The organism is Campylobacter sp. Cr9 (assembly GCF_020138295.1).
Lineage (GTDB): Bacteria > Campylobacterota > Campylobacteria > Campylobacterales > Campylobacteraceae > Campylobacter_E.
In genome coordinates this window covers 74,700-88,632 of sequence record NZ_JACGBH010000003.1, presented here as the reverse complement: position 1 = coordinate 88,632, position 13,933 = coordinate 74,700, and the positions used below count along the sequence as shown (strand labels likewise).

The following is a 13,933-nucleotide window of genomic DNA, read 5'->3' as shown; positions in this document are numbered from 1 at the left end:
AATAGGAATTTCATATTTTAAAAAAGCTTTTTTAAAAAAAGTAGGGACAAACTTTACGATAGTTTTTACATATCTCTTTTTAAACTTTTCTAACGATACTTAAGCGAAATTTTGCCTAATAATCTTTTTGTTTTATGTCATTTACAAAAAAGCTAAATGAGTTTTAAAGGTAATTTTCTTTATTTTTTGTAATTCCTATTTCGTAATTTTTTAAAAAATTGTGGAATTTGAATTAGGAATTTAACCTAATTCAAATTCTTTTTACATACTCATTAAGCGTTTATATGTAGAAATCACACTATCAGGATTAAGTGACATTGAGCTTATTCCTTTTTGCTTTAGCCAAATTGCTAAATCTATATGATCGCTTGGACCTTGTCCGCAAATGCCTACATATTTACCTGCTTTTTTGCATGCATTAATTGCTCTTTCTATCATAAATAAAACAGCTTCATCTCTTTCATCAAAGTCAGCTACTAAAATATCCATTCCACTATCTCTATCAAGCCCTAAAGTAAGCTGGGTTAAATCATTGCTTCCTATGCTAAAGCCATCAAAGAATTCTAAAAACTCATCGCATAAAATAGCATTAGATGGAACTTCGCACATCATAATAACTCTTAAGCCTTTTTCTCCACGCTTTAAGCCGTTTTTTGCTAAGAGATTGATAACTGAGTTTGCTTGAGAAAGAGTTCTTACAAATGGCACCATAATTTCAATATTTGTGAGACCCATTTCATCTCTTGCGATTTTTAAAGCTTCGCATTCAAGCTTAAAGCATTCAGCAAAATTAGGTGCTAAATATCTACTTGCACCTCTAAATCCTAGCATAGGATTTTCTTCGTGCATTTCGTAAAGCTCTCCGCCTAATAATTTTCTATATTCATTAGTTTTAAAATCACTTAATCTAATAATTACAGGCTTAGGATAAAAAGCAGCTGCAATTGTAGCAATACCTTCAGCTAATTTTTCTACAAAAAAGCTTTTAGGATTTAAATAACCTTTCATAGCATTATCAATCTTAGCTCTTAATTCATTATCTATTTTGTCATAATCTAAAATAGCATTTGGATGAATTCCTATGTGATTATTTATAATAAACTCAAGTCTAGCAAGTCCTACTCCATCATTTGGTATTTGAGCGAATTTAAAGGCTAGAGCAGGGTTGCCTATATTCATCATAATTTTTACATCACAATTTTTAACTTCAATTTCTTCTTGCTCTTTTATTTCGTATTTTAAAGCGCCTTCATAAATCCTACCTTCATCTCCATGCACGCAACTTACACTTACAATTTCACCATTTTTTAATACGCTTGTAGCATTGCCAGTGCCAACAACTGCACCAATTCCTAATTCTCTTGCAATAATTGCCGCATGACAAGTCCTACCACCTCTATTTGTAACAATAGCTGCAGCCTTTTTCATTACAGGTTCCCAGTTTGGATCAGTCATATCAGTTACTATTACATCTCCATCATTTACTAGATTAATCTCGCTTATATCATTTATTACCTTAACTACTCCAACACTTACTTTTTGACCTATTGCTCTACCTGTTATTAATACTTTTGATTCTTCTTTTAGCTCATAACTTACATCTTTTTTCTTTTGTGATTGCACTGTTTCAGGTCTTGCTTGTAAAATATAGATTTTATTATCTAAAGCGTCAAGCCCCCATTCAATATCCATAGGTCTTTTATAATGTTCTTCTATTATTAGAGCGTATTTTGCAAGTTCGTTTATTTGCTCATCGTTTAGGCTAAATCTATCTTGTAAGTGTTTTTCAACATCTACGACTTTTACAGCGTTTTCGCCTAATTTTCTTTCTTCTTTAAACTCCATTTTTATAAGTTTTGAGCCGATTTTTTTTGAAATTATTGCTTTGTGACCCATTTTTAGGCAAGTTTTTGATACATAAAATTCATCAGGATTTACAGCACCTTGCACTACACATTCGCCAAGACCATACGATGAAGTTATAAATACAACATCACTAAATCCACTCTCAGTATCTAAGCTAAACATAACACCAGAGCTACCCTTATCGCTTCTTACCATTCTTTGAATACCCGCACTTAATGCCACATCAAAATGAGAAAAGCCTTTATGAACTCTATAAGAAATCGCTCTATCATTATAAAGTGATGCAAAAACCAAACGGATTTTGTCTAATACATCGTCAATTCCGCTTACATTTAAAAATGTTTCTTGTTGTCCTGCAAAAGAAGCATCAGGCAAATCTTCAGCCGTAGCAGATGAGCGAACGGCAAAAGTTCCTAAACCATCGCTATCTAATTCTTTATAAAACTTTTTGATTTGTTCTAAAAATAAAGGTTGAAAATTAGCTTTAGTTATTAAATTTCTAATCTTTTCCCCACTTTTTGCAAGGGCATTTAAATCATCAGGATTTAAGCTTTTAAGCTCATTATTAATAATCTCATCTAAATTATTATAAGCTAAAAAATCTTTAAAAGCTTTAGCAGTAGTTGCAAAGCCATCAGGCACACGAACACCACTTCCGCTAAGATTTGAAATCATTTCTCCTAAGCTAGCATTTTTGCCGCCAACAATTTCTACATCACTCATTCTAAGCTTAGAAAAAGCTATAACATATTCCATAACCACACTCCTTTTTGTTAAAATCATTTTATTTTAACAAGTAAGGATAAGCTAATGATAAAAAAGAAAATTGTATTTTTTATAAGTGATGGCACTGGAATTACGGCTGAGACTTTTGCGCATTCGGTTTTAGCACAATTTGAAGAAGAATACGAATTCGTTCAGATTAGAGAGCCTTTTATTAATACAGAAGAAAAAGCTTTAAAAGTAGCCGAAAAAATAAATGAATTAGCAATTAATGATATTCCTTTGGCATTTAGCACTTTAATAAATGAAAATATCGCAAAACATATTAAAAACTCAAATTGTGTTTTTATAGATTTATTAGAGCCTTTTGTTAGCTTAATTTCAAATAAATTAAATGTAAAACCTAGCATTAGATATGGCTTATCGCATTCAAGTAATAAAAACTATCAAAATAGAATTGAAGCTATTAATTTTACTCTTGAGCATGATGATGGACAATTTGTATATGCCTTAGATAATGCTCAAATTATTTTAATAGGTGTTTCAAGGTCGGCAAAAACGCCAACTAGCCTTTATCTTGCTATGCAATATGGAATTAAGGTTGCAAATTATCCATTAACTCCTGATGATTTTAAGGCTTGTGCTTTGCCTAGTGCTTTGCTTCCTTATAAGCATAAATTATTTGGGCTTAGTATTGATGCTTATCGCTTAAGTGAGATTAGAAACGAAAGAATGCCTAATTCAAATTATTCAAGTTTGATTAATTGTAAAAATGAAGTAAAAAATGCAGAATTTTTAATGAGAATAAACAATATTCCTTTTTTAAATATCACAAATAAAAGTATAGAAGAAGTTACAACAACCTTGCTTGATATTTTTGATATACATAATTAAAGGCAAATTTTATAAAGTATTTTCCTAATTCAAATTCTTTAAAAAAATCTTGGAATTTGAATTAGGAATTAGGATTATTTTAAAATATCTTGAACGCATTCAAGTGGAGTTTTAAATATCTTATCGCAGCTTTGTTTAAGTGTATTCATATCCGTATATTCAAATAAAGTCACATAAGCATTCACCCCAGCAGCCTTAGCAGCTTCAGTATCATTTAGTGTATCTCCTATCATATAGATTTTACTAAAATCAAATTCTTTTTTAAGCTCACTAATTTCAAGCATTTCAGAGCCTTTTAAACGACTAAGAGCTTTATATATTGGCTCAGGATTTGGCTTACAATATTTAACTTCATCTCCGCCTACAACAACGCTAAAATCATCAAATATATCAAAATCTTTTAAAATTTCTTTAGCAAAATAAACAGATTTTGTAGTAACCAATCCTACTTTTGCGTGTTTGCTAGCTAGTTTTACGGCTTCTTTTGCACCTTCTAAAAGACTTGTTCCATCTTTATAATAAAGCTTATAATTTTGTCTATATAATTTAACAATATCAGCCACCTTATCTTTTGAAACTCCAATTGTTTCAAACATTCCTTCAGTAGACATTCCTATTAAAGACTTAATATACTCATCGCTTAATTTAAAATCATAGCTTTCTAAAGCCTTTCTAAGACTTGTGATAATAGGTTGGGTTGAGTCAATCAAAGTTCCGTCTAAATCAAAAAATATAATCATTTTACTTCCTTTTTTATTTTAAGCTTAGCAAATTAAAGCTAATTGTATTGACAAATTAAAAAAGAAAATATAAAATCTCACTTAATTGACTTTATCAACTATTAGGAATATTTATGTTTTTTAAAAAAATCACTTATGCAAACAGAAAAATAGTAAGTAAATTAAATGAAATTTTAAAGCCATTTAATGTAAATGCAACTGATTGGAGAGTATTTGCTTATCTTAGTTCTACTAAGAGTGCAAGTCTTAGTGAAATTTGTGAGTTTTATCAAATGGATAAAGCGCTTGTTTCAAGAGTTTGCAAAAAACTTGAAAACCTTGAATATATTGAGTATTCAAGCTCAAGCGATAAAAGAGAAAAGATAATTTCACTTAGTTTAAAAGGCAAAGAATTATATTTTGATGCACATTTATTAATAAGTGAATACGAAAAGCAAGTTAGCATGGATTTAGATTATGCTGAATTTGGAATGTTTATAAATATACTTGATAAAATCAATAAAAAATTATAAGGAGTTTTCATGGGATTATCCAAAAAGTATAATATTTGGAATAAGAACTTTATTTGTGTTTTTATTATCAATTTTGTAATTTGTTTAGTATTTTACATAAGCACCGTTGCAAGCACTGATTTTGCTAAAAGTGTTCTTAATTCTAGCACTTCAATGGCAGGACTTGCAAATGGTATTTTTGTAATAGGAGCTTTACTTTCAAGGCTTTATTTTGGCTCAATTATTGATAATATAAACATAAAAAAAGTTATGATTATAAGCACATTACTTTATTTTATACCTAATTTATATTATTTGTTTTTATCAACTAATATTGAATTAATAGTAGCTAGATTTTTTGCAGGGATTTTTTATGGGATTTGCTCTTGTGCTTGTGGAGCTGCAGTTGCAAGACTTGTGCCTAGCAACAAAAGAGGAGTAGGGATAGGTTATTATGCAATTAGCGTGGTATTAAGCTCAGCAATAGGTCCGTTTTTAGCTGTTTATTTGGTTGGTTTAAATAAGTTTGATTTATGTTTTATTATATCTTTATCTACTATATTTTTAGCCTTAATTTCAAGTATATTAATAAAGGTAAAGCGTTTTAAAAAGCATAATATTCATAATGTTAAAAAATCTTTTTCTATATTTAATTATATTGAAAAATCAGTTTTAGGTGTAGCTTATGTTGTGTTTTGCTTAGGTTTTACTTATGGTGCGATATTAGCTTTTATAAGTTCATATTCAAAAGAGCTTGACTTAATCAAGGCTGGTTCGGTATTTTTTATCATTTATGCTTGTGTTTCGGTTTTTTCAAGACCAATTTCAGGAAAAGTATTTGATAAAATCGGTGCAAATTATGTAATAGTTCCATCTTTATTGTTTTTCGTTGCAAGTTTTGCGATATTAGCTTATGTTAATAATCCTTTTATGATGTATTTATCAGCTATTTTTTGTGCTTTAGGATATGGAAATGCAACTTCAAGCCTTCAATCACTTGCAATAAAATTAGCACATAAAGATAAAATGGGTCTTGCTAATTCAACATTTTTTATAGCCTTAGATGTTGGTATGGGAGTAAGTCCTTATTTATTAGGATTAATTGAGCCAAAATACGGACATTCAAACATTTATATGATTTGTGCTTTAATTATTTTGTTTTCTTTAATATTGTATTATGCTCTAGTCATTAGAAAATCAAAGAATTTTCAAAAAGATTTAAAAGATTATGAAGATAATTTTTTAGAAAAAAATCATTCAGAAATTATTATTAAAGATTAGGAGAAAATATGCAATTTAGTGGAAAAAACGTATTAATTACAGGTGCATCAAAAGGAATTGGTGCTGAAATTGCTAGAGTTTTAGCTGGTTTTGGTCTAAAAGTATGGATTAACTATCGCTCAAAACCAGAACTTGCAGAGAATTTAAAATCGGAAATTGAACAAAACGGCGGTAAGGCTGCGATTATTTGTTTTGATGCAAGTGATGATGCTGCATTTAGCGATGCTATAAAAACAATTGTTGATTGTGATGGAGAATTAAGCTATTTAGTAAATAATGCAGGAATTACTAAAGATAAATTAGTATTAAGAATGAGTGAAGAAGACTTTAACGATGTTATTAAAGCTAATTTAAACTCAACTTTTATAGGTTGTAAAGAAGCGTTTAAAGTAATGAGTAAAAAACGCTTTGGTTCGGTTGTAAATATTAGCTCAGTTGTTGGCGAAATGGGTAATGCAGGTCAAGTAAATTACTCAGCTAGTAAAGGTGGCGTTATTGCTATGACAAAATCTTATGCAAAAGAATGTGCTAGTAGAAATATTCGCTTTAACGCAATTACTCCAGGCTTTATTGAAAGCGATATGACCGATGTATTAAGTGATGAAATAAAACAAACTTATTATAAGGCAATTCCACTTGCAAGATTTGGAAAACCTAGCGAAGTTGCAAATGCAGTAGCGTTTTTATTAAGTGATTATTCAAGCTATATAACAGGCGAGATTTTAAAGGTTAATGGCGGAATGTATGTGTAATTTATTTACACTTTTTTGTAAGAATACTTGTTTAATTTTATTTTAGGAGAAAACAATGTCTATTTTTGAAGATGTTAAAAAAGTTATCGTAGAAGAGTTAGGAGCTGATGAAGCTAGCATTACACCTGATGCAAAAATTATTGAAGATTTAGGTGCTGATTCACTTGACGTAGTTGAATTAATTATGGCTTTAGAAGAGAAATTTGATATTTCAATTCCTGATGAAGATGGTCAAAAAATCGCAACAGTTGATGATATCGTAAAATATATTGAAGCAAAAAAACAATAAGGATTTAAATTGAGAAGAGTAGTTGTAACTGGCATTGGTATGATAAATGCCCTTGGGCTTGATAAAGAAAGTTCGTTTAAGGCGATTTGTGATGGAAAAAGCGGTGTTGGAGAAATTACTCTTTTTGATACTAGCGATTCTAGTGTAAAAATTGCCGCAGAAGTAAAAGGATTTGATCCTTTAACAGTTTTAAATGCAAAAGATGTAAAAAAAGCTGATAGATTTATACAATTAGGTCTGCACGCAGCAAAAGAAGCTATAAATGATGCTAAATTTAATATGGTTGATGGCGTTATAAATGATATTGACTTAGATGAATTTGGAGTAGTTAGTGCTGCAGGTATTGGTGGATTACCTAATATTGAGAAGAATTCTAATGTATGTTTGCAAAAGGGCGCAAGCAGAATTTCGCCTTTTTTCATACCTTCAGCTCTAGTGAATATGCTAGGGGGAATGGCGTCTATTGAGTATAAATTAAAAGGTCCTAATTTATCTTGTGTAACTGCATGTGCTGCAGGAACTCATGCTTTAGGAGAGGCTTATAAGACAATCGTTTGCAACCAAGCTAAAAAAATGCTAGTAATTGGTGCAGAATCAGCTATTTGTCCAGTTGGAATTGGTGGTTTTGCTTCTATGAAAGCATTATCAACTAAAAATGATACACCAGAGAGTGCAAGTAGTCCATTTGATGCTAGTAGAGATGGCTTTGTTATGGGAGAAGGCGCAGCTGCTTTAGTTTTAGAAGAGTATGAAGATGCTATCAAAAGAGGTGCTACAATTTACGCTGAGCTTATAGGATTTGGTGAGAGTGCAGACGCAAATCATATAACTTCACCAGCATTAGATGGTCCATTAAGAGCTATGAAAAAAGCATTGTGTATGGCAAAAGGTTTTGAGTGCGGAAAAGATAAAATTAAAATTGATTATATCAACGCTCACGGAACTTCAACTCCTGCAAATGATAAAAATGAAACAGCAGCTATGAAAGAACTATTTAAAGATGATATGCCTTTAGTAAGTTCAACCAAAGGACAAACAGGACATTGTTTAGGTGCAGCTGGTGCAATTGAAGCAGTAATTTGTCTAATGGCTATGAGAGATGGAATAATTCCTCCAACAATTAATTACAAAAATCCTGACCCTGATTGCGATTTAGACTATGTTCCAAATGTAGCTAGAAAATGTGAGATTAAAACTGCAATGAGCAACTCATTTGGTTTTGGTGGAACAAATGCATCGGTAATTTTTAGAAAATTGGATTAATAAAAATGGCAGCTTATTTAGATTTTGAAAAAAACATTCAGCAACTTGATGAAGATATAGTAAATGCTAATATAAAAGGCGATATAGAGGCAGTTAAAATTCTTAAAAAGAATTTAGAAAAGGAATTAACTAAAACTTATAAGAATTTAAGTGATTTTCAGAAATTACAATTAGCTAGACATCCAGATCGCCCTTATTCTCTTGATTATGTTAGAATTTTATTAAAAAATGCTCATGAATTGCATGGAGATAGAGCTTTTAGAGATGATCCTGCGATAGTTTGTTATGCAGGATATATCGGAGAGCAAAAAGTAATGCTTATCGGAGAGCAAAAAGGTCGTGGAACTAAGTATAAACTTCACAGAAACTTTGGTATGCCACATCCTGAAGGATATCGTAAGGTTTTAAGATTTGCTAGAATGGCTGAGAAATTTAGAATTCCTATCGTATTTTTAGTAGATACTCCAGGTGCATATCCTGGTGTAGGTGCTGAAGAAAGAGGACAAAGCGAAGCAATTGCTACAAATCTTTATGAATTAAGTGCATTAAAAACTATAATAATTTCAATAGTTATAGGAGAAGGTGGAAGTGGCGGAGCTTTAGCTTTAGGTGTTGCTGATAAACTTGCAATGCTTAAAAACTCAGTATTTTCAGTAATTTCTCCTGAAGGTTGCGCAGCTATTTTATGGAATGACCCAAGCAAAAGTGAAGCTGCAACAAAAGCTATGAAAATTAGTGCAGATGATTTATTAGAGCAAGGCTTGATTGATGATATTATTGAAGAAGGAATTGCTCATAGAAATAAAGAACAAACAGCAAATAATATTCAAAACTATATCTTAGAAAAAATTGAAGAGCTAAAGCTATTAAATGTAGATGAGTTAGTTGCAAAAAGAATGCAAAAAATCTTAAAGCTAGGTTCTTATAGCGAAGATAAATGATTTTATTCAAGCAAATTAGCTTGAATAAAATTAGGAATTAATAATGAAATATGTATTTTTGCTTAATATGGGTGGAGTAAATCAGCTTAGTGAGTGTGATGTATTTTTAAAAAATATGTTTAACGACCCAAATATTTTAGGTATCAAATCAAAATTACTTAGAAGTTTTGTTGCTTTTATGATAAGAAAATCTCGTATAAAGCAAATGAAAGAAAATTATAAAAAAATCGGCGAAAAAAGTCCGCTTACTCAAATCCAAAAATCTCTTTGTGATAAATTAAACACAATGCAAAACGAATTTAAATTTGATTTTATTTCTACTTATGTTCCTCCTTTTGCAAGTGAAGTTTTAGCAAAATATGATTTTAAAGAAGATGATGATATTATATTATTTCCTTTATACCCACATCATTCTATAACCACTACAACTTCTTCTTTGCAAGATTTTTATAAACATTTTAAACTAAAAAATAAGGTAAAAGAAGTTGAGTATTTTTATGAAGATAAAGCTTATAATGATATTTTAATAAATGAAATTAATAAGCAAAAACAAGCAGATATTTTGATAATTTCAGCACATTCTTTACCTATAAAGACTATTAAAAATGGCGATTTATATGAAGAGCATATTAAGGCTCACTTTGAGATTTTAAAAAATCATTTTAAAGATAAATTTGAAGAAATTAGACTTGCATATCAATCAAAATTAGGCCCTGTAAAATGGCTTGAACCTGCTTTAAGCGATGAATTAAACACGCTAGATAATAAAAGTGTTTTGATATTTCCTTTATCGTTTTGTATTGATTGCTCTGAAACCGTGCTTGAGCTTGATATAGAATATAGACATCAATATAAGGGCGAATATGCTGTATGCAAATGCCCTAATGATAGTGATGAATTTGCCGAATATATTTTAAATAAAGTTAGAAGTTTTTAAGGCAAATAATTTAGCTATTTTATTTGCTATTGTGTTTTAGCAATTTAAATTACTGAAGTTACTTTCGGCTCTTTGGGCTCACTTTACTTACTTTACTCACTTGGGTTACTTGGGTTACTTGGGTTACTTGGGTTACTTGGGTTACTTGGGTTACTTGGGTTACTTGGGTTACTTGGGTTACTTGGGTTACTTGGGTTACTTGGGTTACTTGGGTTACTTGGGTTACTTGGGTTACTTGGGTTACTTGGGTTACTTGTAGTAATGATAATGATTATAAATACATAAAATATTTAACTCTTATAAGAAACATAAATGTTTTTAATCTTTATGCTTGATGATAATAAATACCTATTTTCTACACAAGCAAAGTCTACAAACATTATAAAATCAAGTAATAAAAACCCATAAAAGTAATTTAAAATAATTCATAATACAAAAGTTTCAAGTCATAAAATATTTTAATTTCCGAATTCAAATTCTTTATCAATTTAATTTTTTTAATACTACATATCAAAATCCTAATTTAGCTATATATTAATAATTTTAGAGATTTTAATTATAAAAATATTATATATTTTAAATTTTTTAAAAATTATTTTAATTAATAATTAAGACTTATTAAAGTTTATTTAGTTAGTATTGAACTTTATTTTAACTCTCTTGCTTCAATAATACTAGTTCAATGGGGGGGGGTATTATCTCGGAGGGAAAATGAAGATTACTACAAGAATTATTTTATCTGTTTTAGTTGGCTTAGTGCTTTTATGTTCTAGCATTATTGTTTTGAACTTAAATTCAATGGAAAAAATCAATACCTTTTCAAACGAAAGTTTAAATAAAATATCACTAGAAGATGCGAAAAAAACTGCTATTTCTGCTGTAAGTCTTACCATATCTATGTCAAGCGAAATTTATACAGATTTTGCAAAAGATGGCTATGATATTAATGAATACGAAAGAAGTATGAAGATATTTTTATCAAATATTGACTTACAAAACAAGACAGTTAATTTTCTAATCACAAACTCAAAAGGCGATTTTATATCACATTATCATAAGGAAAAAGTAGGCAAAAATTATTTTTATGATAAAGATGTTGATGGCAAGTATTATTTACAAGAAATCATAAATAATGCAAAAAACGGTGGATTTACTCAATTTGCATTTAAAGATGAAGTAAGTAATAAAATAAGGCACATCGTAACTTATTCTAAAAAAGATCCGCATATAGATTTTATTTATGTTAGTGTTGTTGATTTAGACCAAGCTGAAGAAGATATTAAAGAAATAGATAGAGCAATGGATGAAATCATTTCTAATACAAGTATGAAAACCATAGGTTTTAGCGTGATTTTATCTATCATAATATTAACTATTATTACTTTTGTAATCTATAAATATGTAAGCTTACCATTAAAATTACTTACCGATAAATCAAAAGAATTAAGCGTAGGTGATGGCGATTTAACCAAAAAGCTAGAAGAAAAAGGCAATGATGAAATAGCACAAGCTAGTAAGGCTATAAATCTATTTATAGATAAAGTTAGAGAATTAATAATTCAAGCAAAAGAAATCTCAAACGAAAACGCATCAATTTCAAACGAATTAGGCTTTACAAGTATGCAAACAGGCAAAAGAGCAGAAGAGGGCTCAGAAGTTGTAATGGGCGTTGTTAAAAAAGGAGAAAGCTTTAAAAAACAATTAGAGCAAGGCATAGAGCAAGCAAATAGAGGCAAAAGTGAGCTAACAAATGCTACAAGCTTAATTGAAGATATGAGAAAGAATATTGAAGAGCTTGGAAAAAGCATTGATTTATCTTCATCGGTTGAAGATGAACTTGCTCATAGAATGAATAATCTAAGCAAAGAAGCTGATAATGTAAAAAGTATTTTAGAAATCATAAACGATATTGCAGACCAAACAAATCTTTTAGCTTTAAATGCAGCGATTGAAGCAGCTCGTGCAGGTGAGCATGGGCGTGGATTTGCCGTAGTTGCTGATGAGGTTAGAAATCTTGCTGAAAGAACGCAAAGAAGTTTAAGTGAGATAAATGCAACAATAAGCGTTATAGTTCAAGAGATAAAAGATGCAAGCGAACAAATGAATAACAATTCTAAGCAAATGCAAGGCTTAACAGAAATAGCAAGAACTTCGCAAGATAAAATGAATGATATGAGTGATGTTATGAGAAGTGTTATTTCTGATAGTGAATTAATAGTGCAAAATTATATAGATGGCACAGAAGAGATAAACAAAATTATTTCAAGCGTTGATTTGATAAATCAATCAGCTAACGAGAACTTAAGAAGTGTTGAAGAGATTTCAGGTGCTGCAACACATTTAAGTGATATGACCGAAAAGCTAAATAAAAAGCTTAATGAATTTAAGGCTTAAAATCTTGGAATTTGAATTAGGAATTTACTAATTCAAATTCTTTTTTTATTTCTTTAAAACCCAAAATAAATTGAGTTTGAAATTCCTATTTTAAATTCTTTAAAAATTTAAGCAAAATTATTGATAATTATTATATTCTAGGAACAACCCAACCAAACTCTACTAAATCTTCCAAACCCAAAAAACTCTAAGCAATATAAATAGGTTATTTAAACCACTCCAAGCAAGAGTTTAAAGCTTAAAAATAAAAGAATTTGAATTAGGAATTTAAAACAATATTTAGACCTTACATAAATTAAAAATCAAATTCTAATTTCATAATTTTTTTATTTTTAATAATTAAACATAGGCTTTTAATGCTTTTATATTTATGATTTTTAACTCTAACACTTTCTTACTTAAGGCTAGGTTGGAGTGGTTGGAGTGGTTGGAGTGGTTGGAGTGGTTGGAGTGGTTGGAGTGGTTGGAGTGGTTGGAGTGGTTGGAGTGGTTGGAGTGGTTGGAGTGGTTGGAGTGGTTTATTCCGAGCTTATAATGATTATCAATAGTTTTTGTTTAAACTTTTAAAGAATTTGAAATAGGAATTAGCTTTTAACTTTATTTTTAGCACTAATAAGACTATTTAAAACTAATCAAAATGATTAATTTTTAAACAATAATGCGAGTGTATTTGCTTAGTTTTTTGTTTTATAAGCTCTAAATATTGTTTTTAAATTCTTAATTTAAATTCTTTGAAATTTTGAATAAAATTATTGATAATCATTATATACTAGGAATAAACTATACAAGAGTTATAAAAGAATAAATATAAAAGTATTAAAAATAAAAGAATTTGAAATAGGAATTTAGCTTGTAGCTAAAGCATTCGTAAGAATACTTTAAAGCTAATCAATTTAAAAATAATGAGAGGTGAAGTTTTAATTAGTTTTTTAATTTAGGTATTTAAAGCTAAATGTAATTTTAGTTTGAATTTTACTTAGGTTGTTTGTAAAACAAAAATTATTATGAAACTAAAATTAAACTTTTAATTAGTGTAGAATTTAAAAATATTTTCAAATTCCTAATTCAAATTCTTTAAAAGTTTAAGCAAAAATTATTGATTATTATAGGTTTGGAACAAACTTTACAATAGCTAGAAAAGAAGAAATATAAAAGTATTAAAAATAAAAGAATTTGAAATAGGAATTTGCTTTAAAATTTATTTTTATACCTGTTGGATTATTCTTAAGAAGTTTGGAAATTGCTTTTAATTTAAATTATATAAATTTAATTAGAACTTTTAGTTTTTATAAGCTCTCAATATTGTTTTAATTCCTATTTCAAATTCTTTGAAATTTTAAATAAGTTATTTCAAACATAATT

At 29.2% G+C, this 13,933-nt stretch carries 12 protein-coding genes and 1 pseudogene; 11 read left to right on the top strand and 2 right to left on the bottom strand.

Annotation, left to right across the window (positions count from 1 at the left end; translation table 11 throughout):
• Positions 1-261: 261 nt before the first annotated feature.
• The gene (gene ppsA, locus AVANS14531_RS02590) at positions 262-2,622 is read right to left on the bottom strand and encodes a phosphoenolpyruvate synthase (RefSeq protein WP_336611220.1); all 2,361 of its coding nucleotides are present in this window, start codon (positions 2,620-2,622) and stop codon (positions 262-264) included.
• A gap of 54 nt (positions 2,623-2,676) precedes the next feature.
• Between ppsA and ppsR the strand changes: the two genes are divergently transcribed.
• Positions 2,677-3,483 carry a posphoenolpyruvate synthetase regulatory kinase/phosphorylase PpsR gene (ppsR, locus tag AVANS14531_RS02585; protein WP_239818085.1) on the top strand — a complete coding sequence of 269 codons (807 nt, stop codon included), beginning with the start codon at positions 2,677-2,679 and terminating at the stop codon, positions 3,481-3,483.
• 74 nt (positions 3,484-3,557) lie between these two features.
• Here the strand turns inward: ppsR and AVANS14531_RS02580 are convergent, their stop codons facing one another.
• Positions 3,558-4,223 (bottom strand): HAD family hydrolase, encoded by a 666-nt coding sequence (locus tag AVANS14531_RS02580; RefSeq protein ID WP_336611219.1) that lies wholly within the window; start codon positions 4,221-4,223, stop codon positions 3,558-3,560.
• Positions 4,224-4,336: 113 nt separating this feature from the next.
• Between AVANS14531_RS02580 and AVANS14531_RS02575 the strand changes: the two genes are divergently transcribed.
• The 10 genes and pseudogenes from AVANS14531_RS02575 to AVANS14531_RS02535 all read left to right on the top strand — a co-directional run bounded on the left by AVANS14531_RS02575 (position 4,337) and on the right by AVANS14531_RS02535 (position 13,138).
• Complete coding sequence (locus tag AVANS14531_RS02575; RefSeq protein ID WP_239818087.1) at positions 4,337-4,735, top strand: MarR family winged helix-turn-helix transcriptional regulator; 399 nt, start codon at positions 4,337-4,339, stop codon at positions 4,733-4,735.
• Between the two features lie 9 nt (positions 4,736-4,744).
• Positions 4,745-5,995: an MFS transporter gene (locus AVANS14531_RS02570; RefSeq protein WP_336611218.1), complete on the top strand. Its 1,251-nt coding sequence runs from the start codon at positions 4,745-4,747 to the stop codon at positions 5,993-5,995.
• Positions 5,996-6,003: 8 nt separating this feature from the next.
• Positions 6,004-6,747, top strand: a complete 744-nt coding sequence (fabG, locus tag AVANS14531_RS02565; RefSeq protein WP_239818089.1) for a 3-oxoacyl-ACP reductase FabG — start codon at positions 6,004-6,006, stop codon at positions 6,745-6,747.
• Between the two features lie 55 nt (positions 6,748-6,802).
• Positions 6,803-7,036 (top strand): acyl carrier protein, encoded by a 234-nt coding sequence (gene acpP, locus AVANS14531_RS02560; protein WP_239818090.1) that lies wholly within the window; start codon positions 6,803-6,805, stop codon positions 7,034-7,036.
• Positions 7,037-7,045: 9 nt separating this feature from the next.
• A complete protein-coding gene (locus AVANS14531_RS02555; RefSeq protein WP_239818091.1) occupies positions 7,046-8,299 on the top strand; it encodes a beta-ketoacyl-ACP synthase II in 1,254 nt (417 codons plus the stop codon).
• 5 nt (positions 8,300-8,304) lie between these two features.
• A complete protein-coding gene (locus tag AVANS14531_RS02550) occupies positions 8,305-9,240 on the top strand; it encodes an acetyl-CoA carboxylase carboxyltransferase subunit alpha (RefSeq protein ID WP_239818092.1) in 936 nt (311 codons plus the stop codon).
• Positions 9,241-9,283: 43 nt separating this feature from the next.
• Positions 9,284-10,177: a ferrochelatase gene (hemH, locus tag AVANS14531_RS02545; protein ID WP_336611217.1), complete on the top strand. Its 894-nt coding sequence runs from the start codon at positions 9,284-9,286 to the stop codon at positions 10,175-10,177.
• 711 nt (positions 10,178-10,888) lie between these two features.
• Positions 10,889-11,668: pseudogene (locus AVANS14531_RS09210) on the top strand (cache domain-containing protein); the annotation flags it as partial.
• 357 nt (positions 11,669-12,025) lie between these two features.
• On the top strand, positions 12,026-12,571 hold the full coding sequence (locus AVANS14531_RS09205; RefSeq protein WP_442862389.1) for a methyl-accepting chemotaxis protein: 546 nt from the start codon (positions 12,026-12,028) through the stop codon (positions 12,569-12,571).
• 414 nt (positions 12,572-12,985) lie between these two features.
• Positions 12,986-13,138, top strand: a complete 153-nt coding sequence (locus AVANS14531_RS02535) for a hypothetical protein (RefSeq protein WP_336611215.1) — start codon at positions 12,986-12,988, stop codon at positions 13,136-13,138.
• Positions 13,139-13,933: the final 795 nt, after the last annotated feature.